17 protein-coding genes are annotated in these 21,848 nt (G+C 58.1%); 9 read left to right on the top strand and 8 right to left on the bottom strand.

The window, feature by feature from the left end:
• Nucleotides 1-92 precede the first annotated feature (92 nt).
• Nucleotides 93-443 carry a ribbon-helix-helix domain-containing protein gene (locus tag EP166_RS06040; RefSeq protein WP_127555864.1) on the top strand — a complete coding sequence of 117 codons (351 nt, stop codon included), beginning with the start codon at nucleotides 93-95 and terminating at the stop codon, nucleotides 441-443.
• Nucleotide 444: 1 nt separating this feature from the next.
• Here EP166_RS06040 and purU read toward each other — a convergent pair whose 3' ends face one another.
• The 6 genes from purU to EP166_RS06010 all read right to left on the bottom strand — a co-directional run bounded on the left by purU (nucleotide 445) and on the right by EP166_RS06010 (nucleotide 8,388).
• Nucleotides 445-1,311, bottom strand: coding sequence for a formyltetrahydrofolate deformylase (purU, locus tag EP166_RS06035; RefSeq protein WP_127555863.1), 867 nt, complete (start codon nucleotides 1,309-1,311; stop codon nucleotides 445-447).
• A gap of 2 nt (nucleotides 1,312-1,313) precedes the next feature.
• Nucleotides 1,314-1,979 carry a sarcosine oxidase subunit gamma gene (locus tag EP166_RS06030; RefSeq protein ID WP_127555862.1) on the bottom strand — a complete coding sequence of 222 codons (666 nt, stop codon included), beginning with the start codon at nucleotides 1,977-1,979 and terminating at the stop codon, nucleotides 1,314-1,316.
• The gene (locus EP166_RS06025) at nucleotides 1,972-4,992 is read right to left on the bottom strand and encodes a sarcosine oxidase subunit alpha (RefSeq protein ID WP_127555861.1); all 3,021 of its coding nucleotides are present in this window, start codon (nucleotides 4,990-4,992) and stop codon (nucleotides 1,972-1,974) included. The genes EP166_RS06030 and EP166_RS06025 overlap by 8 nt, the downstream gene beginning before the upstream one ends.
• Nucleotides 4,989-5,288, bottom strand: coding sequence for a sarcosine oxidase subunit delta (locus tag EP166_RS06020; protein ID WP_127555860.1), 300 nt, complete (start codon nucleotides 5,286-5,288; stop codon nucleotides 4,989-4,991). The genes EP166_RS06025 and EP166_RS06020 overlap by 4 nt, the downstream gene beginning before the upstream one ends.
• Before the next feature lie 25 nt (nucleotides 5,289-5,313).
• Nucleotides 5,314-6,567 carry a sarcosine oxidase subunit beta family protein gene (locus EP166_RS06015; protein WP_127555859.1) on the bottom strand — a complete coding sequence of 418 codons (1,254 nt, stop codon included), beginning with the start codon at nucleotides 6,565-6,567 and terminating at the stop codon, nucleotides 5,314-5,316.
• Between the two features lie 519 nt (nucleotides 6,568-7,086).
• The gene (locus EP166_RS06010; protein WP_127555858.1) at nucleotides 7,087-8,388 is read right to left on the bottom strand and encodes an aromatic ring-hydroxylating oxygenase subunit alpha; all 1,302 of its coding nucleotides are present in this window, start codon (nucleotides 8,386-8,388) and stop codon (nucleotides 7,087-7,089) included.
• A gap of 265 nt (nucleotides 8,389-8,653) precedes the next feature.
• On the opposite strand from EP166_RS06010, the gene EP166_RS06005 reads away from it, so the two are divergent.
• From EP166_RS06005 to etfB, 8 genes are all read left to right on the top strand, one after another.
• Complete coding sequence (locus tag EP166_RS06005; protein WP_127555857.1) at nucleotides 8,654-9,781, top strand: FAD-binding oxidoreductase; 1,128 nt, start codon at nucleotides 8,654-8,656, stop codon at nucleotides 9,779-9,781.
• 275 nt (nucleotides 9,782-10,056) lie between these two features.
• Complete coding sequence (gbdR, locus tag EP166_RS06000) at nucleotides 10,057-11,202, top strand: choline metabolism transcriptional regulator GbdR (protein WP_127555856.1); 1,146 nt, start codon at nucleotides 10,057-10,059, stop codon at nucleotides 11,200-11,202.
• Between the two features lie 389 nt (nucleotides 11,203-11,591).
• Entirely contained in the window at nucleotides 11,592-12,575 is a 984-nt protein-coding gene (locus EP166_RS05995) for a dipeptidase (RefSeq protein WP_127555855.1), read from the top strand.
• 223 nt (nucleotides 12,576-12,798) lie between these two features.
• Complete coding sequence (locus tag EP166_RS05990; protein ID WP_127555854.1) at nucleotides 12,799-13,332, top strand: 4-vinyl reductase; 534 nt, start codon at nucleotides 12,799-12,801, stop codon at nucleotides 13,330-13,332.
• Nucleotides 13,333-13,399: 67 nt separating this feature from the next.
• The gene (locus tag EP166_RS05985; RefSeq protein WP_127555853.1) at nucleotides 13,400-15,463 is read left to right on the top strand and encodes an oxidoreductase; all 2,064 of its coding nucleotides are present in this window, start codon (nucleotides 13,400-13,402) and stop codon (nucleotides 15,461-15,463) included.
• A gap of 27 nt (nucleotides 15,464-15,490) precedes the next feature.
• Complete coding sequence (locus EP166_RS05980; protein ID WP_281276757.1) at nucleotides 15,491-17,392, top strand: (Fe-S)-binding protein; 1,902 nt, start codon at nucleotides 15,491-15,493, stop codon at nucleotides 17,390-17,392.
• Complete coding sequence (locus tag EP166_RS05975) at nucleotides 17,389-18,666, top strand: electron transfer flavoprotein subunit alpha/FixB family protein (RefSeq protein WP_127555852.1); 1,278 nt, start codon at nucleotides 17,389-17,391, stop codon at nucleotides 18,664-18,666. The genes EP166_RS05980 and EP166_RS05975 overlap by 4 nt, the downstream gene beginning before the upstream one ends.
• Entirely contained in the window at nucleotides 18,656-19,462 is an 807-nt protein-coding gene (gene etfB, locus EP166_RS05970) for an electron transfer flavoprotein subunit beta (protein WP_127555851.1), read from the top strand. The genes EP166_RS05975 and etfB overlap by 11 nt, the downstream gene beginning before the upstream one ends.
• On the opposite strand, the gene EP166_RS05965 is transcribed toward etfB, so the two are convergent.
• Together EP166_RS05965 and EP166_RS05960 are read right to left on the bottom strand one after the other, a co-directional pair.
• Entirely contained in the window at nucleotides 19,459-20,475 is a 1,017-nt protein-coding gene (locus EP166_RS05965; RefSeq protein WP_127555850.1) for a LacI family DNA-binding transcriptional regulator, read from the bottom strand. The genes etfB and EP166_RS05965 overlap by 4 nt on opposite strands.
• Nucleotides 20,476-20,535: 60 nt before the next feature.
• On the bottom strand, nucleotides 20,536-21,687 hold the full coding sequence (locus EP166_RS05960; RefSeq protein WP_127555849.1) for a glycoside hydrolase family 16 protein: 1,152 nt from the start codon (nucleotides 21,685-21,687) through the stop codon (nucleotides 20,536-20,538).
• Nucleotides 21,688-21,848: the final 161 nt, after the last annotated feature.

The raw sequence follows: 21,848 nt of genomic DNA, 5'->3' as shown, positions 1-21,848 counted from the left end.
CTGAGCAGCAGAATCGGGCTGATGCATTGAACCCTGGTTATCATGAACGACCGGTGTTTCGCACGGCTCGATTCGTCACAGAGGGCTGACCCATGTGTAAATTGTTCATCAAAGCCGACCCCGACCTCTGGGTTAGCACCACTCATTCATTACGCATCGACGGCATGGTCACCAGCGTTCGGCTGGAGAATTATTTCTGGCAAATACTGGAACAAATAGCCCAGCGCGATGAAATGAATCGGGCGCAGATGATTACCCGTTTGTACCATGAATCTATCGATGCCGGTCACGACTTGGGGAACTTCACATCTTTCCTGCGCGTCTGTGCACTGCGCTATCTGGCACTGCAACTCTCCGGCGACATACCGGCACGAGACGACGTCGCCATCGCCACCCTGGATGCCGAGACCATCCTCGCACGCGAAGCCAATGGCCTTCACTGAATCAGTCTTTAAACACCACCGTCCGGCTGCCATTCAAAAACACCCGTTTCTCGGTGTGATACCGCACCGCATTGGCCAGCGTCTGGCTTTCGATATCCTGACCGCGGGCAATCAGGTCTTCCGGGTAGTGGTTGTGGTCTACCGCCTGAACGCCTTGGCTGATGATGGGGCCTTCGTCGAGGTCGTCGTTAACATAGTGGGCAGTAGCGCCCACCAGTTTGACGCCTTTTTCCCAGGCCTGGTGGTAGGGTTTGGCGCCCTTGAACCCTGGCAGGAGAGAGTGGTGAATGTTGATCGCCCAGCCGTCGAGTTTCTTCGACATGTCAGACGACAGCACTTGCATGTAGCGGGCGAGCACAACCAGTTCGCACTGGTATTGCTGAATCAGTTCCCAAATCTGCGCTTCCTGTTCCGGTTTGGTTTCCGGTGTGATGGGCAGGTGGTAATAGGGAATCTTGTGCCACTGCGCGAGTGATTCGAGATCCGGGTGATTGGAAATAATCACTGGGATTTCGATGGCCAATTCGCCGGTGCGGTATCGGTAGAGCAGGTCGTTCAGGCAATGATCGTAACGGGACACCAGGATGGCGACCCGGGTTTTATGATCGGGCGCGGTCAGTTCCCAGTCCATGTGAAAGTGGTCGGCGCGCTGGGTAAAGAGGTCGCGAAAGCGTTGCAGGGAATCCTCGTCTTTAAGCGGGCGGAATTCCACGCGAATGCTGAACAGGCTGGTTTCGCGATCATCGAACGAATTCATCGTGACGATGTAGTTTTCAGTTTCTGCCAGGCTGCGTGTCACCACATCGACCGTGCCCAGTGTGCTGGGGCACTGGGCCGTGAGTATCCAGCGTTTTTCGGTAACGGCCATGGTCAGGTCTCGTCGTGTTCGGGTTGACCCAGATGCAGGCCGTATTCACGGCTGGCATCGGTTAACCAGCGCCAGGCATAGTCGGCAAAGCTGCGGCGTACCGTTAGCTCCCAATCTGTGCTGTCGATGCGACGGACCGTCGCCTGAGTTTTAGACAACGCCGTGGTAACCACTTTGCCGACTGGAAAATGAGCGTCGCTGACGGCATAGGGCATGCTTTTTTGCAGCACACTTGCGGCAGCAGAACCCGCCAGGCGGATCTGTGTTTGACCGCCGCTGACGTTGATGACGGCATAGTGACCCGTCAGCGCGTCGCGTAACCGGGTTTCAATGGCGAAGGCTTGCTCCAGATCGCACAGCAACAGCCACTCATCCGGTGCTATCCAGAGCAGTGCCATGGTTGCGGAAGCGCTGCTGCTCAGTCGGCCTGGCAGAGCCAGGTCCAGTGCGCTGCTGACGCCCTTGGCAAAGTCGGCATTGCTCGCATCGCCACGAATAACTAACTGGCCGCGCAGAGCGTCTTCCCAGAGAAACACCTGGGCCTGACCGGGGCCGAAAACGGGTTGCGTGGCTGCCTGGCTAAAATACAGAGCGCTGCGGGCAGTGACGTCGGCTTCAGGCATCTGGTTCATGATTGAAACCCGGGTGTCGGTTTGCAGTTCAGACATTCTGGCGCTCTCCTTTGGGGTCGAGGAAGAGGGTGCTGGTGATTTCCGCTTCGACCACCCGGCCGTCGGACAATGGGTAATAAACGGTATCGCCGCTGCGCTGATGGCCGCCGCGAATCACGCCCATGGCAATGCTGCGACCGAGGTTGGCGCTGTAGTAGCTCGAGGTTACATGGCCAAGCATGGTCATCGGAACCGGCTGCTTCGGGTCGTCCACTGCCTGAGCGCCTTCGGGCAACACAATGGACGGGTCTTTGGTTTTCAGGCCGACCAGTTGTTTGCGGTCCTGGCGCAGGCAATCTTCCCGCTTCATGCCGCGCTTGCCGATAAAGCTGTAGGGCTTGTCTTCTTTCACCGCCCAGTCCAGACCGAGGTCGTAGGGGTGCATGGAACCATCGGTATCCTGGCCGGCAATGATGAACCCTTTTTCAGCGCGCAAGATGTGCATGGTTTCAGTACCGTAGGGCGTGAGGTTGTAGCGCTCACCTTTTTCAAACAGCGCCTCCCAGACGTGCAGGCCATAGTTGGCCGGCACGTTGATCTCGTATGACAGTTCACCGGTAAAGGAGATGCGAAACACCCGGGCCGGAACGCCGGCTACGGTGCCCTGACGCCAGTCCATAAACTTGAAGCTGTCTTTATCGAGATCAATGTCGTCGGTCAGTTCTGCCAGCAATTTGCGGCTGTCTGGCCCGGCGATGGTCATCGTGGCCCAATGGTCGGTGACGGTGTTCATATACACTTCAAGCTCGGGCCATTCGGTCTGGTGATACAATTCCAGCCATTCCAGGACATGAGCGGCACCCCCCGTGGTGGTGGTCATCAGGAAATGGTTTTCGCCGAGGCAAGACGTAACGCCATCGTCGAACACCATACCATCCTCACCGCACATCAACCCGTAGCGGCATTTGCCGACCGCGAGTTTGGCCCACGCATTGGTGTATACCCGGCCGATGAACTCACGCGCATCCTTGCCCTGAATGTCGATCTTGCCCAGGGTTGAAGCGTCGAGAATGCCAACGCCGTTGCGCGTGGCCAGGCATTCACGGTCGAGCGATTGCTGCATGGTCTCCCCGGGTTTCGGGTAATACCAGGGGCGTTTCCACTGGCCGACGTTTTCGAAGAGGGCACCGTGGCGCACATGCCAGTCGTGCATGGCGGTGTGGCGTTCGGGGTCGAACAGCGCATCGCAATGGCGACCGGCAATGGCGCCGAAGGTGACCGGCGTGTAGTTCGGACGGAAAATGGTGGTGCCGGTCTCGGCAATGGTTTTATTCATCGACTTGGCGGCGATGGCCATGCCGTTGATGTTGCCCAGCTTGCCCTGGTCTGTTCCGAAGCCGAGCGCGGTGTAACGTTTAACGTGCTCGATCGATTCGAAACCTTCGCGGGTAGCCAGCTCAATGGCAGCGGCGGTTACGTCGTTCTGGAAATCGACAAACTGCTTTGGCGCGCGGCTGATGCGCTGTTCATGCGGAATGCAAAACAGAGCCATGGCGTTGCCGGTAGCGGGTTCTTCTACCGTGGGCAGCGCCGCTGGTTTTGCTTCATAGCCAGCTTGCCTGGCCGCCTCGGCACCCTGCTGCGTGCCCTGTTCGAGGCAGCCCGCCAGATCAAAGGTACCGGCAATGGCGCCCGCGATGGATTGGCGCTGCAAGGTCTCACCGGGTACAAAGCCGATTACGTCGTCATTCCAGACCGGGCGTCCGCCTGTGTGGCAAGACAAATGCACCGCCGGACTCCAGCCGCCGGAGCTGGCAATGGTATCGCATGCCAGCTTCTCGGCCGGGCCGGTCAGGTGCTGGCCGTCTTCCGACAGCGGCGCGACCCGGGCTGCGCTCACGCGGGTGCTGCCCTTGGCTTCGATCACAGCGTGACCGGTCAGCAAGCGAATGCCACGGCGACGGGCTTCTTCCACGCAATCACCGGTGGGCGCCTGGCGGGTGTCGACCAGTGCCACGACCTTGCGGCCTGCATCCTGCCAGTCGAAGGCGGCCTGATAACCGGCGTCGTTGGTGGTCATCGCCACCAGGCTGTGGCCGGGGATAACCGCATAACGACGAATGTAGGTGGAGACAGCCGAGGCCAGCATGCAGCCAGGCAGATCGTTATTGGCGTACACCAGGGGCCGTTCGTGGGCGCCGGTGGCCAGTACCACCCAGTCTGCCCGCACACGGTGCATGCGCTGGCGCGTCTGGTTCTCGGGAGCCCGATCGCCCAGGTGGTCGGTCCGGCGTTCATGAATGGTCAGAAAGTTGTGGTCGTGGTAGCCGTTTACCGTTGCGTTGGGCAGCAGTAATACATTGTCCATGCCGGCCAGTTCCTGCAGGGTATCCGCCACCCACTGGCTGGCCTCTGCGCCGTTAATCCGGCTGCGGCTGCTGAGTAGGGAACCGCCCATTTCAGCCTGTTCATCGGCCAGAATGACGTGGGCACCGCTGCGGGCTGCCGTGAGAGCTGCAGAAAGACCGGCAGGGCCTGCACCCACGACGAGCACATCGGTGTGCTGATTCAGGTGATCGTATTCGTCGACATCGGGTTCTGTTGGTGAACGCCCCAGGCCCGCTGCCTTGCGGATGTGTTTTTCGTAAAACTTCCAGGCCGTCTGCGGAAACATAAAGGTCTTGTAGTAAAACCCGGGCGGCAGGGCGCGGCCGAACACCTGGCCACTGAAACCCAGAAGATCAAACTTCAGGCTCGGCCAGCCGCTGGTGGGCTGACTGACCAGTCCGTCGAACAGGGGTTGTTGCGTCGCCCGAACATTGGGTACCTGGGTGGCTTCGGTGGCTCCCAGTTGGACAATGGCATTGGGCTCGTCGGCACCGGCGGCAACAATGCCACGAGGGCGGCCGTACTTGAAGCTGCGGCCAATGACATTGACGCCGTTGGCGATGAGGGCGGAAGAGAGGGAGTCGCCCTCGTATCCTGTGTATTGGCGTCCGTTAAAACTGAACGTCAATGGCTTGCTGCGATCAATGCGTCCGCCGTCGGCCAGTCGATTGGTTTGCCTCATGCCTGATCCCCCGAAGTTCGAGCCTGGTCGGGTGATTCACCCAACCGGTAAGAGCCTTTAATCAAATAGGTTTGGGTGTCGCGGGTCACGTTGAAAAACTTGCGACAGCCCAGTGCATGTACCCAGAGTTCGTTGTGCAGGCCGCGGGGGTTATCCCGAAAATACAGGAAGTCGCCCCATTGCTCATCGGTGCAGTTATCCGGGTCGGCAGGGCGAGCAAGGTGCGCCGGGCCTTTCGGGTGAAACTCTTCTTCTTCGCGCAGTTCGCCACAATAGGGGCAATAAATCCGAAACATACAGCAGGCTCCTTACTGTGGCCGGTTAGTGTGCAACACCGGCCGCGCCGTGTTCATCAACAAGGGCACCGGTGTGGAACCGGAACATTGAAAAAGGTTTGGCCAGTTCGCTGGCTTTGCCTTTGGCGAGCGTTTGGGCAAATACGTGACCCGAGCCGGGTGTTGCCTTGAACCCGCCGGTCCCCCAACCGCAGTTGAAAAACAGGTTTTCAACCGGCGTGTCGGAAATGATGGGGCAGGCATCCGGAGTGGTATCGACAATGCCACCCCATTGCCGGTTCATGCGTACCCGGCTGAAAATGGGGAAGAGTTCAACAATGGCTTGCAGGGTATGCTCAATGGTGCTGTAGGAGCCGCGCTGGCCATAGCCGTTGTAGCCGTCGATGCCGGCGCCAATCACCAAGTCGCCTTTGTCGGACTGGGAAATGTAGCCATGCACCTGGTTCGACATGACCACGGTGTCCAGAATGGGCCGAATCGGTTCGGAGACCAGCGCCTGCAGCGGGTGCGATTCAATCGGCAACCGAAAGCCAGCCATTTTTGCCAGTACACCGGAGTTACCGGCCACCACACAGCCGATGCGGTCACCTTTTATGGCACCGTATTCTTTGGTCATTACGCCGGTGGCTGCACCATCTTCGGTCAGAATATCGGTGACTTCGCACTGTTGAATCAGGTCGACACCCAGCGCATCGGCGGCGCGGGCATAACCCCAGGCAACGGCATCGTGCCGGGCGACCCCGGCGCGAGGTTGCCAGGAGGCACCCAGAATCGGGTAGCGGCGGCTGGTCGTGCAATCCATGATCGGTACGATTTCCTGCACGCCCTGGGTATCGAGCGCAACGCTGTCGATGCCGTTTAGACGGTTGGCATTCACCCGGCGCTCAATGTCGCGCATGTCTTGCAGGGTGTGGCCGAGGTTCAGTACGCCACGCTGAGAGAACATGACGTTGTAGTTCAGGTCTTGCGACAGGCCTTCCCAGAGTTTCATGGCATGCTCGTACAACAGGGCCGATTCGTCCCAGAGGTAGTTCGAGCGCACGATGGTGGTGTTCCGCGCGGTGTTGCCACCACCCAGATAGCCTTTCTCGATGACGGCGACGTTGGTGATGTTGTGTACTTTGGCCAGGTAGTAGGCCGTAGCCAAACCATGACCACCCCCCCCGACGATGATGACGTCGTACTGTTTTTTAGGTTTGGGGTTACGCCAAACGCGCTGCCAGTTTTCGTGGTGGCTCATGGCGTGCCTGAGCAAACCGAATCCGGAATATCGTTGCATGCTGGGTGCCTCTTGGGTGCGACCAATGGCCTGAATACCAGGCGAACTGTGAGTTACCTTGCCGCCACTACGGGCCGGATGCAAGAACCGGCCTGTTCAGGGTAGGTTGGCTTTACAGCATGGTATGGGGAGGCGAGGGCGGTCATGTGCTTGACGACGACACGCTAGTGATAAATCGCGACATTCTTTTTCGCGGCTGGAGTTCGTGACGGCCACCGGGTAGGCCTGTCATGGGTCGGGCGGGATGCCGCCCACTCAATCCATCCATGGAGCCTAGACCGCAGGATATGAATCCCCTCCATGGGATTTACCCTTCGGGCTCGCTTCGCTCATGCTAAAACGCTCCCGGCGTTTTAGTCCATGCTGCGGACTCCCCATGACAGGCCTACCCGGCGGCGTCCACTTAGCTGGGTGCCAACCAAGGCCTGAGTCTTTTTTAAGGAATCCAGTCCCCTGGGTGACGGGTAGAAAGCAGTGCCTCAAAATGAACCTTTTAAAACAGCAGACTACTTACCCTCTTCACCCCACCCGAAGTTCAGAAACCCCAGTCTCATCCAATCCCTCAGCCGAATTCGCCAGCACTTCCGCACTGTACCAATTCACAAAATTGATCACCCCGAACTCGTAGGTTTCGGAATAGGGGCCGGGCTGATAGGCAACGGAGTTGACGCCTTGCTGGTTATGCTCGGCGAGCGTTCTGTCCTGGCGGTTGGTAGCGTCCCACACCTGGCGCAGCCGTTCCGGGTCGTAGTCTTTTCCTTCAACGGCATCTTTGTGGACCAGCCACTTGGTGATGACGCGGGTCTTTTGGGCGCTGATGGGCAACACCTGAAAAACGACGGCGTGGTCGCTTTGCATGTGGTTCCAGGAATTGGGCAGGTGCAGAATGCGCAGCGACCCCAGTTCCCGGTTCTGAATGCGGCCCATGGTTTTCTGGCTGCCGGCTTTGCCATCCATTGTCATTACCTGGGTGCCTTCTTTAAGCGGCATCCGCACCAGGCGGTTTTGCAGGCCGTGTTCAACGTGTTGGTGAGGAATGCCTTCGGCGTCCCAGGCATTGGCCTGACGTTCACAAAGGGCTTTAAACTCGGGGGTCGCTCTTGGGTCGTTGGTGTCGTCCCATTCGAGCAGGGAACGCAGTAATTCGGGGTGAGAGCCGGCACAGTGGTAGCACTCGCGGTTGTTTTCAAGCACCAGTTTCCAGTTGGCGTTTTCATCGAGATGGGATTCAACCGCCACCTTGGCGTTCTCCATGTCGTAGGGTTCCATATAGTTCGCCAGGGTTTCCAGGTAGGGGTCGATCTCCGGTGCCTCGCCCTCGGCCAGGCAAATGTAAATGAACCCGCCGGCGGTCTTGCAGTGCGCGGGTTTCAGACCAAACTCGCTTTTATCGAAGGCGTCGCCCATGGCATCGCCAGTGTAGATAAGGTTGCCTTTCAGATCGTAGGTCCACTGGTGGTAAGGGCAGGTGAGGTTGGCAACCTTGCCCTTGGCCGAAGTACAGAGACGCGAGCCGCGGTGTCGGCACACGTTGTGGAAAGCACGCACTTCGCCGTCCCGGTCACGAACCACCAGCACCGGGTTCTGGCCGATGTCTACAGTCATGTAGTCCCCTTTGCCAGGCACTTCACAGGTCATGCCAACAAACAGCCACTGTTTCATGAAGATGTTTTCCATATCGAGCCGGAACATCAACGGGTCGTTGTAGAACGGCTGTGGCAGCGATTCGGACCCCGAACGCTGTTGCAGCAGAGAGCGCATCGCCTGTCGGGCCTCGGGTAGTGAGGAGTAAGTCAGGTTGAGCAGGTCGGTTTCATTCATTGTGCGGCTCCTGAGGCAGCAGGGTGGGTTCGGCAGGCGAACCGTCGAACTATCATTGGTGCGCTCATTCTCGGTACGGCAGCCCCGCCTCATTTGCCCGATTACGACATTTTATGCTGTCAATTCGACGCTCTGGAGATGCCAGTTCGTTTTCCGGCCAGTGGAGGAGTTGATCAACGGTATGTCGCATTTGGTTAACCGGGCCGGGGGTGTTTTGGTAACAATGGAACCCATAACAACCGACCCCGATTAAGGATGTCTCATCATGACGCAAATTGTTGACGCCAGCGAACCGGCACCCGCGTTTAACCCGCTCAACACTCGGGTTTGGGCTAATGGCCGGCATCAGGTGCGCTGTGTTCGGGTCATCCAGGAAACCTGGGATGTAAAGACCTTCTGCTTTAATGCGGAACAGTCGATTATGTTCTTCTTCAAGCCGGGGCAGTTCGTAACGCTGGAGCTGGAGATTGAAGGTGAGCAGGTGTTGCGCTCATACACCATCTCCAGCTCCCCCTCGGTGCCATACAGCTTTTCGATCACCATCAAGCGGGTCCCCGGTGGGCGGGTCTCGAACTGGTTGCACGATAACCTGAAACAGCACGATGAACTGGCCGTTCATGGCCCGGTGGGCAATTTCAACTGCATCGACCACACCGCTGAAAAGATGCTGTTTCTGTCCGGTGGTGTAGGCATTACTCCGCTGATGTCGATGGCGCGCTGGTATTTCGATACCAATGCCGATGTCGACATGGCCTTTGTGCACAGCGCCCGCACCCCCAGTGACATCATCTTTCACCGGGAGCTGGAGCACATGTGCTCTCGGGTGACCAACTTTAACCTCAGTGTGATTTGCGAGCGTATCGAGCTGGGTCAGGCCTGGAACGGTTATCGCGGTTATCTGGACAGAGCCAAGATGGACATGGTGGTGCCAGACTTCATGCAGCGGCGCATCTTCTGCTGTGGCCCGACCCCCTACATGAAAGCCATTCGACACCTGCTGGTAGAGGCAGGCTTCGATATGGACTTTTATCACGAGGAATCGTTCGGAGCGACACCTGCTGATGTTACTCAGGAAGCGCTGGAACAGGCTGAAGTGGCGGTCCGCGAAGCCGAAGAGAAAAAAGACGAGGAGACCTTTACCGTCGAATTCACCGGCTCCGGCATGAGCGTTCAGATGTCGCCGGACGAAACCGTACACGCCGCTGCAAGCCGGCTCGGGCTGAGTATCCCCAAAGCCTGCGGTGTGGGCATTTGTGGCACCTGTAAGGTGCTGAAACTGAGTGGCGATGTTGAAATACAACACAACGGTGGCATCACCGATGAAGACCTGGCCGATGGCTACATCCTCTCCTGCTGCAGTACGCCCCTGTCAGATTTGACCATAGAAGGGTGACGTACGTCTCAAAGCCCCCAGCTGCCCGGTCGGGGGCTTTTACAAAAACGTCGTTTTTGGATACGTTACAAGACCTAAAAAGACGTTATTAGACTGTTTTAGCCCTCGGTTCGGTCGTATGATGTTTTATCGGTACGTGCTGATGTGATCTATAGACGGCCGCCTGACCTAGTGTTATCAATGTTCGACGACTGGCTCGCAGAAGCTGGCGGCGGATAGCACGGGTGGGGCAGGGTTGTCATACAGCAAAGCGGGCAAAGGCGGAGGGCCAGTCCATGTTTGAAACCACCGAGAAATTTACCAGTGGTGAGGCACCCAAACCTTACCGGGTCGGTTTTTTACTCATCAATAACTTCACCCTTGTTTCGCTGGCCACCGCGATAGAACCCCTGCGTATGGCCAATCAGCTATCGGGCCACGAACTCTACACCTGGCAGTTGGTGTCGCAGGACGGAAACACCGTAACGGCCAGCGATGGTATCTGCATTGCACCGGACGCCTCGTTTTCAGCGGGTCTGACCTTCGACATCGTTATCGTCGTCGGCGGTGTCGACATTACCCGCAGTTTTACCCAGAAAGAAGTCAGTTGGCTGGTCAGTCAATCTCACAAGAAAGTATTGATTGGTGCTGTTTGTACCGGGGCTTATGTGCTCGCCAGTGCCGGCCTGCTCGACGGCTACAAATGCAGTGCCCACTGGGAGTGCCTGGCCGCCCTGCAAGAGCGTTTTCCGCGCGTTAACGCCACCAACAACCTCTACACCCTCGATCGAGACCGCTTCACCTGCACCGGTGGCGGCGTTCCGATGGACATGATGATCAGCCTGGTCGGGCGCCAGCATGGCAAGGCGCTGACCAACGCCATTTGCGACATGTTTCTGTGCGACCGGGTACGGCTCGACAGCGAACAGCAACGCACCCCAATGCGTCGCCAGCTAACGACCTCCCAGCCAAAGCTGGCGGAAGTCACCGAGCTGATGGAAGCCAACCTGGAAGAGCCCATTGAACTGGAAGAGCTGGCCAGCTTCGTCGGCATTTCCCGGCGCCAGCTTGAGCGGCTTTTCCTGAAACACCTGGATTGCACGCCCTCGCGCTATTATTTAAAGCTGCGGCTCGACCGGGCGCGCCAGTTGCTCAAGCAAACCACCTGCTCCATCATCGAAGTCGCCTCCATGTGCGGCTTTGTTTCTGCACCGCACTTCAGCCGGTGTTACCGCAAGTACATTGGCGTCTCCCCCAAGGAAGAGCGCGCAGCCGTCTGGTCACTGACCCAGTACGACGGCCCTGTAGACGCCAACCTCGCAGCAATAATGCCCACTACATCGCTAACAGCCCTGCGCAAGGCCCAGGGCGAGCCCACCTATGGGGCAGTTAAGTTCGCGCCAGCACCTGAGTTGGCTGACCCGGTGGCGACCAGCGGCTAGTTCCCTCTGGTCTTTGGGCTCGTAGAAGGAAGTATTCGAGCGTAAGTCGTGGCAGATGTTCAGCCGTGTTCAAAGCTGGAAATTCGTGTGGGAATAACCAAGGGTTACCGAAGGAGCATCGAGCGCATCTGCTGGAGGCCGTTAGACCGCGCGGACGGGCTTACGGCGTGCCGTCAAAGGTGTGCCGGACAGCCCCTCTGGTACCGGAGTGCCGGCAACCACCGTCCCACCTTGACCCCTCCGTATTTGTAGCCCTGGATACCAGCCTCCGTAGTAGAAAAACCCCATGCCGATTTTAAGCTTGCCCGTGTCGCTTCCAGTGACTCCCGGTACAGAGCGCCCGGATACACTGAGTTTGTGGTTATTTTACTGACTCCCGGGAGGGCGACATGAACGCAGCCGACTTGCATCAGGAATCGATCATTATCGATGGTCTGATCATCGCCAAATGGAACCGTGAACTCTTCGAAGACATGCGCAAGGGCGGGATCACCACCGCTAACTGCACCGTGTCCGTCTGGGAGAATTTTCAGGACACCGTCGACAACATTGTCGCCATGAACCAGTTGATCGAGGCCAACTCGGACCTGGTCACCAAGGTCTACACCACGGCCGATATTTATCGCGCCAAAGCGGAAGGCCGTACCGGTATTTTGATGGGCTTTCAAAACGCCCACGCCTTTGAAGACAAACTCGGCTACATCCAGGTCTTTAAAGACCTCGGCGTCGGTGTCGTGCAAATGTGCTACAACACCCAGAACCTGATCGGTACCGGCTGCTACGAACGCGATGGCGGCCTGTCTGGCTTTGGCCGCGAGGTCGTGGCCGAGATGAATCGGGTTGGCATCATGTGCGACCTGTCTCACGTGGGAGCCAAAACGTCCGAGGAAGTCATACTCGCCTCCGACAAGCCGGTGTGCTATTCCCACTGCCTGCCATCGGGCCTGAAAGAACACCCGCGCAACAAGTCTGACGAAGAGCTGCGGTTTATTGCCGAACGCGGCGGCTTTGTCGGTGTCACCATGTTCGCCCCGTTCCTGAAAAACGGTATCGACTCCACCATCGACGACTACGTCGAAGCAATCAGTTACATCGTCGACATCGTCGGTGAAGACCAGGTCGGCATCGGCACCGATTTCACCCAGGGTCACGGCCCCGATTTCTTCGACATGCTGACGCACGACAAAGGCTACGCCCGTGAGCTCACCCGCTTTGGCAAGATCATCAACCCCGAAGGCATTCGAACCGTCGGCGAGTTCCCTAATTTAACCGAAGCACTGTTGCGCCACGGTTATTCGCCGGAACTGGTTAAGAAGATTATGGGTGAGAATTGGGTGCGGGTATTGGCTGATGTATGGGGCGAGTCAGCCTAACCAGATCACATAAATGCTCAGTTTTGGGGTTTCCACACTGTAAGCGATGGGTGCCGGTAATGCTTCTGCGAGGGAGTCCGCAGCATGGATGCTGCGGTCTAGGCCCCATGGAGGGGTTGAGTGGGCGGCATTCCGCCCGACCTCGCAGAAGTATTACCGGTATCCGTCGCGGACCATAACCTCCAAAGCCCAACTAAATTGACCAGAATAATAGGGTTAACCGATGTCCACACACGCACCTGAAATGCCTATTACCGTTGATGATGAAACCGGCGTCTGGACGACCGATGCGTTGCCGATGCTGTATGTGCCGCGCCACTTTTTTATTAACAATCACCAGGCGGTTGAAGACGAGATTGGTGCCGAGCGCTATGCCGAGATTTTGTATAAGGCAGGCTACAAGTCGGCCTGGCACTGGTGTGAAAAAGAGGCTGAATTGCATGGCATGAGTGGTGCGGCCGTCTTTGAACACTACATGCTGCGGCTGTCTCAACGCGGCTGGGGGTTGTTCAGCATCGAAACCCTGGATCTGGAAGCTGGCAAGGCTCAGGTTCGGCTCGACCACTCGGCCTTTGTGTATCACTACGGCAAGGTTGGTCGAAAGATTGATTATATGTTCACCGGCTGGTTTGCCGGTGCCATCGACCAGATTAATGGTGCGCTGGGAAATGACATTAAAACCGTAGCCCGCCAGGTTCAATGTGCCGCCGAAGAGGGCATTGAGTACGGTCTGTTTGAAGTTACACCGCTGACCTGATCGACGTCAGTGCCGTCATTGTCGCGCGACCGTTCATCCGGGCGGTTGCGCCACCGGGAGTTTGACCATGGCCAATTTTGAATCCTTGTTCCGGCCTCTGGCCATCAACAAGCTGACCATCCGTAACCGGATCGTCAGCACCGCCCACGCCGAGGTCTATGCGACTGACGGTGGCATGACAACGGACCGCTACGTTCGTTACTACGAAGAAAAAGCCAAAGGCGGTTGCGGTTTGTGCATCTGCGGTGGCTCCAGTGTGGTGTCGATCGACAGCCCGCAAAGCTGGTGGAAATCGGTGAATCTGTCGACCGACAAGATCATTCCGCACTTCCAGAATCTGGCTGACGCCGTGCATCGTCACGGCGGAAAAATCATGATCCAGATCACCCACATGGGCCGTCGTTCACGTTGGGATGGCGAAAACTGGCCCAACCTGATGTCGCCATCCGGCATTCGTGAGCCGGTACACCGCGCGACCTGCAAAACCATTGAAGAAGAGGAAATCTGGCGCATCATCGGCGACTTCGCCCGCGCTGCCAAACGTGCTCAGGATGGCGGGCTCGACGGCGTTGAACTGTCGGCCGTGCACCAGCACATGATCGACCAGTTCTGGTCGCCCCGGGTCAACAAACGTACCGACCAGTGGGGCGGCACCTTCGAAAACCGCATGCGGTTCGGCATGGAAGTATTGAAAGCCGTACGCGAAGCGGTTGGGCCTGACTTTGCTGTGGGTATACGCATGTGTGGTGATGAATTTCACCCCGATGGCCTGAACCATGAAGACCTGAAAGAGATTGCCGCCTATTACAACAAGACGGGCATGGTCGACTTTTTCGGTGTCGTCGGTTCCGGTTGCGATACGCACAACACCCTGGCCAACGTCATCCCCAACATGGCGTATCCGCCAGAGCCATTTTTGCATTTGGCAGCAGGTATCAAAACCGTTGTTGATGTTCCGGTGATTCATGCCCAGAACATCAAAGACCCGAACCAGGCCGAACGGATTCTGGATGCGGGGTATGTTGATTTTGTGGGCATGACCCGTGCTCACATTGCCGACCCGCACATCATCGCCAAGATCAAGATGAATCAGATCGACCAGATTCGTCAGTGTGTTGGTGCCAACTATTGCATCGACCGGCAGTATCAGGGCCTGGATGTATTGTGTGTGCAGAACGCAGCTACGTCGCGTGAATACCAGGGCTTGCCGCACATCATTGAAAAAACCGAAGGGCCGATTCGTACCGTGCTGGTTATCGGTGGTGGCCCGGGTGGAATGGAAGCGGCTCGGGTAGCGGCAGAACGGGGCCATAAAGTGACACTGGTCGAGCGGGCTGATGCATTGGGCGGTCAAATCACCCTGGCCGCCCAGGCACCGCAACGGGATCAGATTGCTGGCATTACCCGCTGGTATGCGCTGGAACTGGCCCGTCTGGGTGTGGATGTTCGCCTGGGCACCAGCGCCGATGCCGCGCTGATTCGGGACGAACAGCCCGAGGTATGCATTCTTGCCACCGGTGGTCAGCCGTTCATTGAGCAGGAACCGGAATGGGGAGCCGCCGAAGGGCTGGTGGTGTCTTCGTGGGATATTCTCAGCGGTGCCGTCGAGCCGGGCAAGAATGTCCTGGTGTTTGACAGTATCTGTGAATTCAGTGGCATGTCGGTTGCCGATTACCTGTCGGCCAAGGGCGCTCTGGTGGAGTTGGTGACAGACGACACCAAGCCCGGCGTGGGCATCGGTGGCACCACCTTCCCGACCTATTATCGCAGCCTGTATGAGAAAGACGTCGTGATGACATCGGATCTCAATCTGGTGCAAGTCTATACAGAAGGCGATCAGAAAATCGTTGTTCTGGAAAATGAATACACCGGGCAACAGGAAGAGCGGGTGGTAGATCAGGTGGTGGTCGAAAATGGCACCCGGCCGAATGAATCCCTGTATTACGAGTTGAAGCCGGAGTCGGTTAACAAAGGCCAGATTGATGTTGAAACCCTGTACGCCAATGCCGCCCAACCGGTATTGAGCGAACCGCAGAATGGCATGATTCTCTGGCGATTGGGCGATGCGGTTTCGCAACGCAACATCCACGCTGCCATCTATGACGCCTTGCGGTTGTGCAAGGATCTGTAACCGGCTTACGGACGCGAGAGGTGTTGGATGCTGACTGACTGGTTATTGCCCATGTTGCTATTCGGCGCCCTGGCGCTGATGCTGATCGGCGCTACGCGGCGGGTTCTGGCCTGGCGAGCGGGTCGCAACGAACCGGTAGCAGTCGTTGCAGGGCTGCTGGCCATGCCTCGCCGCTATCTGGTCGACCTGCATCACGTTGTTGAGCGCGACCGATTCATAGCCAAGACTCACGTGGCAACCGCCGGTGGTTTTGTTGCGGCCTTGGCGCTGGCGTTTCTGGTTCATGGTATTGGCGTTGATTCCGCCATTTTGAACGGCTTGATTCTGCTGAGCGCGGCTGGCATGTTCACCGGCGCCTGCTTCGTTGCCTGGCGTCGGCGGCAACCGCCCAGTCGCCTGTCACGCGGGCCCTGGATGCGGCTGCCGAAAAGTCTGCTGGTATTTTCTACGTCATTGTTTCTGATTACCCTGATGACGGCTGACTGGTTTCCAGCCGGACTGGTCGGTTGGGTATTCAGCGGACTGTTGTTGATTGGCCTTGCTCTGGGGCTGGCGGAAATGCTCGTCGGCATGGGGTGGGGCGGACCCATGAAGCACGCCTTTGCCGGCGCCTTGCATCTGGCGTTTCACCGGCGGCCGGAACGGTTTGGCGGGGGGCGGTCAACCGGCCTGAAACCCCTGAACCTGACCGATACCACCCTGGGCGTCGCCAAGCCCGAAGATTTCGCCTGGAATCAATTGCTCGGGTTTGATGCTTGCGTTCAGTGCGGCCGCTGCGAGGCGGTTTGCCCGGCCTTTGCCGCAGGCCAGCCACTGAACCCTAAGAAACTGATTCAGGATATGGTCGTCGGCCTGAGCGGAGGAACCGATGCGGGTTATCACGGCAGCGCTTACCCCGGAAAACCGGTGGGCGAGGCAAAAGGCAACCCCGGCCAGGTCATCGTGGATGGGTTGGTCAGTGCCGACACGCTCTGGTCCTGCACCACCTGCCGTGCCTGTGTTGAAGAATGTCCGATGATGATCGAGCACGTCGATGCGATCGTCGATATGCGCCGCTTTTTAACCCAGGAACGCGGTGAGACACCAGGCGCCGGTGTTCAGGTTCTGGATAACCTGATCGCGACCGATAACCCTGGCGGGCTCGACCCGGCGCGGCGGTTCGACTGGGCAACGGATCTTAACCTGCCGCTGATCGCTGACGTGGGTAAAGCCGACGTCTTGTTCTGGATCAGCGATGGTGCCTTTGACCAGCGCAGCCAGCGCATTTTGCGCGCCTTTGTCGCGGTCATGCGTGCCGCCAATGTCGACTTTGCGGTGCTGGGCAACGACGAATGCGATTCCGGCGACGTTGCTCGACGGCTGGGTGACGATGCCACCTTCCAGCGGCTGGCGCGCCACAATATTGAAGTCCTTGGCCGCTACGAGTTTAACCGCATAGTGACGACCGACCCGCATGCCTTTCATATACTGGCCAATGAGTACGGCGATTTCGGTGGCCATTATCGGGTTCAGCACCACAGCATGTTCATCAATGAACTGATGGAGCAGGGCAAGCTGAATCTGCAACCGAAGGCACTGGGGCGCGTGACCTATCACGATCCCTGTTATCTGGGCCGATACAACGGTGAGTATGAATCCCCGCGTTCGGTGTTAAAAACACTGGGTATCGACGTGCAGGAAATGACGCGCTCCGGCTACCGCTCGCGGTGCTGCGGTGGCGGCGGTGGGGCGCCCATTACCGACATACCCGGCGAGCATCGCATTGCCGATATGCGCGTGGACGATGCTCGGGCCGTTGAAGCCGAGACCATCGCCGTCGCCTGCCAGCAATGTACGGCCATGCTCGAAGGGGTGGTGGAACCAAGACCGCAAATTAAAGACCTGGCCGAACTGGTCAGCGAAGCCCTGGTAACGGAGGAGCGAGCATGAGCCTTCGAATCAGACGCAACCCACGGCTGGAACGTATTCGCCGCAACCGGTTGCACCCGGAGTACACCGCATTAATGGCGGCAACGGTTCCAGCCATTGGCCCAACCGGGCTGCGCCGAATCAATCCGCATCAAACCGGCTTTGTCATGGTACAGGGACGCAAGCGCCTGAATCGCTTGAATCCAGGCGGAGTTGGGTTCGCTACTTCAAGCCAGCCCGGCCAAGCGCAAGCCAAAGAGAAGCCGCTTCACAGCGTAACCGACCCGCGTGGTTATGTTGCTGTTGTGATGGATCTGCCCGGCGGTCGGCTCAGCAGTCACGACCGGGATGTGCTGGGTCTGGCTCAGCAATTGGCACAAGCAAAGGATGACCCCCATGCGGTATTGGCGATTGCTCTGGGCGACGTTCGGGAAACTGACCTGGGCGGTGCCGGTGCTGACCGGGTAATTCAACTGAGCCAACTGCACACCGAACCCCTAACCGGGTATTGCCCCGAACTGAAATTGTCGATACTGACCGAGATTGAAAAGCACTACCAGCCGGCCTATTGGTTGTTCCCGGACAGCATCGACGGCGGAGCCGATCTGGGCTCGCGCTGGGCCGTTCAGCAACACGAACGAGCCGCCGTACAAGCCTGGCAAGTCAATAAAGAAAACACCGTATGCCGGGGCGGCAGTCAGCTGACCGACTGGCATCGGCCGACGCCTCGTGTTTTGTTGCTGGCCCCCGAATGCGCCGCGCCGGTTGAGGAATATCGATACGAAGCCTTGCCGCTGGAACTGACACCGCCTGAACCGATTTCTGCAACCATCGAAGACAGGGGGCCGGTCAGTGTCGACCCGAGTCAGATCGCTCTGAGTGAAGCCGAGTTCATTCTGGCTGCCGGGAACGGTGTGCGTAACTGGGATCAGTTCCATCAGGTGGCCACTGTGTTGGGGGCAACCGAGGGCGCCAGCCGGGTCGCGGTTGACGATGGTTATATGCCACGCCACCGGCAGGTGGGTGCGAGTGGTACCTGGGTGTCTGCCCGGGTCTATCTGGCGGTGGGTATTTCCGGTGCCATTCAGCATTTGCAGGGCATTGGCCAGTGCGAAACGGTCATCGCTGTCAATCTGGATGCCGGCTGCGACATGGTACGCCGGGCCGATTTGACCGTCATCGCCGACAGCGAAGCCGTGTTTGCTGAATTGCTGAACCTGATGACTGAGCGGCAAACCGGCGTCTCCCATCAAAGTGACACCGCAGATGAAGGAGAGGCTCGCCATGTTGCCTGAATCGCTCTCAAAAGCCGTGGCGGGTCAGCCGCTGAAAATCGCGGCGCTGGTCTCTGTTGGTCAGCATCCGTTGTCGCGCCGTGAGCGCCAGGCCGATCAGGATTCCCGCGCGGTGGAGTTGGCACTGTCGTTGTCACCACAGTTGCCCAGCCTTATCCATGTGGGTTCCGCCCAGAACAACGCCCTGCGTGCCTATCTGGGCATGGGGTTGAACAGCTTGACGGTGCTGAATGCAGACCCGGATGCCGATGCCGTACCGGCGTTGGCAGACTATCTGCGCGACCAGCCACTGGATATTGTGTTAACCGGCGTCCGTGCCGAATGTGGCGAGGGCTCAGGCTTGTTGCCCTACGCAGTGGCTAGTCAATTGGGCTGGCCGATGGTGCCTCGCATTGTATCGGTGGTCTCGATTGCTGACGGCCATGCCGACGTCTGGCAAGCATTGCCCCGGGGCCAGCGACGCGCCTTGCGCGTGCCGCTGCCGTTCGTCGCCAGTGTTGACCCGGCGGCCGATCCGGCTCGCCAGTCGGCTTTCGGCCCGGCTCAGCGCGGTAATATCGATTTCCGGCCTTGCGCCGCCGAACCGGATCAGGCCCGTGCAGACTGGGAGCAACATCCCGCCAAACCCAGGCCCAAACGCCTGGCCGTCGCCAAAGGCGGCACCGCCGCAGAACGCATGAAAGCCGCGACCGCCAAACCCCAGGGGCAGGGCGGACAAGTAATGACCGAAGGAACAGACCGGGAAAAAGCCGAAGCGATTCTGGCCCGGCTGGTGGCCGAGGGCGTGGTGCGTTAGCGAACGCCGGGTTCCACCGAAAACGGCCGGCTAACCGTATTGCGTTCAACCAGGGTGGGTTCAAACTGACGGGCTTTGCTTTCCGCCTTGTTGTAAATGCCAGCCAATGCCATGCGCGCCGACGTTTGTGCCATTTCAAACATCGGGAAATGCAGGGTGGTCAGTTTTGGGTTTACATACTGGGCGGTCAGGCTGTTATCGAACCCGATGACGGACAATTGGTCCGGCACCCGAATGCCATGGTGTTCGGCGGCTTCCAACACGCCAAAGGCCATCTCATCATTGCCGGCAAATACGGCCGTTCCTTCAAACTGGCGCTCAAACAGGGTTTCCATCGCCTGGTAGCCGCCAGCGAGTTCGAAATAAGTGTTAACGACCCAGTCATCCGGAACCACAATTCCGGCTTCCGCCATGGCACGACGATAGCCCCGCAGCCGGTCTTGGGCATCCGGCTTCCAGATCTGGCCCATAATGCAGGCAATGTGCCGGTGCCCCTGGTCCAGCAAATAGCGGGTGGCGCGATAGCCACCGAGTTCGTTATCGAGCGACACACAACGGTGACTGAGCGCAGTCACCGGGTGGTTGATCAGAAAGACCGGCACGCGCTGGTTTAACTCGACCAGCTCTGTATCCTCGAGGCGTTCCACCATCAGCAACAACCCATCGACCTGCCGGTTGACCAGGAACTCAATGGCTTCACGTTCAAGGTCAGCGTCGCCGTGCCCGGCTGCGATGATCAGGTGCTTGTGCGCCTGGCGCAGGGCATGTTCGACCCCGGCCATCATCGGCCCGTAAAACGGGCCTTCCAACTTGGAAACCACCATGCCAATGGCATTGGACCGGCTGGAAGCCAGCGACTGTGCCGCCGAATTGGGCCGGTACCCCAAGGCTTGCATCGCCTGGTTTACCCGCTCTCTGGTTTTCTCCGTCACCCGATCGCTGCCGTTGATCACCCGGGACACAGTTGCCTGGGATACACCCGCCAGGTCGGAGACCTCTTTCATGGTGATCATTGTGTGCCCTCACCGAATATCACTGCGAGCATTATTCAGCCGGGCCCGGGCGTCAAGTGTTCAGGGATGATAACCCGCTACCGTCTCTGCATCGGGGTTGCGTGTGGCACAGCCGGCACCGGTAACAGCATCCACATCGCACTGGTACACCCGAACGTAGTCGACTTTCATCGTTTGCGGGAATACATCGGCATCGATACCCCGCTCATTCACATTGGTTGCCCAGTTACCGCCCACGGCCAGGTTTAGAATCAGATGAAACGGTTTGTTGAACGGCGCGCTACCACTGCCGATAACCAGTTCTTCGGTATCCGGATCCGGGTATTGTGAGTACCAGCCGGCATCGGTTTGGGTGGCGTAGTGCTGGCCGTCGACATACCAGCGAATCTCGCCGGATTGCCATTCGATGGCGTAATGATGAAACCCATCGGCTGGGCTTTCTTCCGTCCCAAAATCATAGTACGTGCCAGAGTGCACGTTATCGGGCCATTCCTGACCGTAGTGCAGGGTACCGTGAACGCGATGCTCAGGCGTGCCCGGCGTTGCTCCGTCGGCGTCACTCTGGGTTTCCAGATTGACCGCTTCCATAATGTCGATCTCACCCGAGGCCGCCCAGCCACCATAAACCCAGTCGGTCGGCAGCATCCAGATGGCTGGCCAGGTGCCTTGACCGGCAGGCAACTGAGCGCGGATTTCAAACCGGCCGTAACGCCAGTCACCTTTGTTTAGGGTGCGCAAGCGGGCGGAGGTGTAGGGCAGGGTTTGCGTATTGTTCGGGTCGAACCCGGGGTCTTCCTGGTTGGCAATGGGGCCGGTGAAGTCTTCTTTGATTGCCTTAATAACCAAGGCGCCGTCTTCTATGAACGCGTTGCTGGCCTGGTCGGTGTAACACTGTTGTTCATTATTGCCACCACCCCAGCAATTTTGTTCATAGCTCCACTTGGCCGGGTCAATCGCTGCGTTTTCAAATTCATCCGACCACACCAGTCGCCAGTTTTTATCGACCGGATGATGCATTGAATGTTCAGATTCAGGCTGTGGTTCGGGCGTTAGGTCTTCAGGGTCTGTCTCTGCATCGTCGTTTGATTCAGGGCTGGTTTCCGGGTTGGTTTCCAGGCAAGCCGAGAGCAAAAAAGCCGTCAGAATAGTGGCTGGAATCACCCATTTGCTGTGTGAACGTTGGTTGTTTTCGAAGTAGTCAATACGGTTCATACGTCCGGTCCTTTAAGCCTGGAATTTGAGAAGTCTTTGGCATGGTAAAGGGTTGGGGCTTACCCGTTCTGCAGAAATACTGACCAAACCTCCAATCCGCTGTTCCGCTTTTGCCTCACCCCCCATGATCTGCGTTGGCTCGATTCACGGCACGAATCAAG

The organism is Saccharospirillum alexandrii (assembly GCF_004000275.1).
In the GTDB taxonomy this organism is placed as follows: Bacteria; Pseudomonadota; Gammaproteobacteria; order Pseudomonadales; family Natronospirillaceae; genus Saccharospirillum; species Saccharospirillum alexandrii.
Note: the sequence above shows the minus strand (reverse complement) of the source record. Positions and strands in the feature narration are given on the sequence as shown.

Coding starts and splice junctions, on each gene's coding strand:
- EP166_RS06040 (WP_127555864.1), top strand. CDS start 93: ATGTGTAAATTGTTCATCAAAGCCGACCCCGACCTCTGGGTTAGCACC.
- etfB (WP_127555851.1), top strand. CDS start 18,656: ATGTTGCCTGAATCGCTCTCAAAAGCCGTGGCGGGTCAGCCGCTGAAA.
- EP166_RS06010 (WP_127555858.1), bottom strand. CDS start 8,388: ATGAATGAAACCGACCTGCTCAACCTGACTTACTCCTCACTACCCGAG.
- EP166_RS06025 (WP_127555861.1), bottom strand. CDS start 4,992: ATGAGGCAAACCAATCGACTGGCCGACGGCGGACGCATTGATCGCAGC.
- EP166_RS05995 (WP_127555855.1), top strand. CDS start 11,592: ATGAACGCAGCCGACTTGCATCAGGAATCGATCATTATCGATGGTCTG.
- EP166_RS05980 (WP_281276757.1), top strand. CDS start 15,491: ATGCTGACTGACTGGTTATTGCCCATGTTGCTATTCGGCGCCCTGGCG.
- EP166_RS06015 (WP_127555859.1), bottom strand. CDS start 6,567: ATGCAACGATATTCCGGATTCGGTTTGCTCAGGCACGCCATGAGCCAC.
- EP166_RS06020 (WP_127555860.1), bottom strand. CDS start 5,288: ATGTTTCGGATTTATTGCCCCTATTGTGGCGAACTGCGCGAAGAAGAA.
- EP166_RS05975 (WP_127555852.1), top strand. CDS start 17,389: ATGAGCCTTCGAATCAGACGCAACCCACGGCTGGAACGTATTCGCCGC.
- EP166_RS06030 (WP_127555862.1), bottom strand. CDS start 1,979: ATGTCTGAACTGCAAACCGACACCCGGGTTTCAATCATGAACCAGATG.
- EP166_RS06005 (WP_127555857.1), top strand. CDS start 8,654: ATGACGCAAATTGTTGACGCCAGCGAACCGGCACCCGCGTTTAACCCG.
- EP166_RS05965 (WP_127555850.1), bottom strand. CDS start 20,475: ATGATCACCATGAAAGAGGTCTCCGACCTGGCGGGTGTATCCCAGGCA.
- purU (WP_127555863.1), bottom strand. CDS start 1,311: ATGGCCGTTACCGAAAAACGCTGGATACTCACGGCCCAGTGCCCCAGC.
- EP166_RS05985 (WP_127555853.1), top strand. CDS start 13,400: ATGGCCAATTTTGAATCCTTGTTCCGGCCTCTGGCCATCAACAAGCTG.
- EP166_RS05990 (WP_127555854.1), top strand. CDS start 12,799: ATGTCCACACACGCACCTGAAATGCCTATTACCGTTGATGATGAAACC.
- gbdR (WP_127555856.1), top strand. CDS start 10,057: ATGTTTGAAACCACCGAGAAATTTACCAGTGGTGAGGCACCCAAACCT.
- EP166_RS05960 (WP_127555849.1), bottom strand. CDS start 21,687: ATGAACCGTATTGACTACTTCGAAAACAACCAACGTTCACACAGCAAA.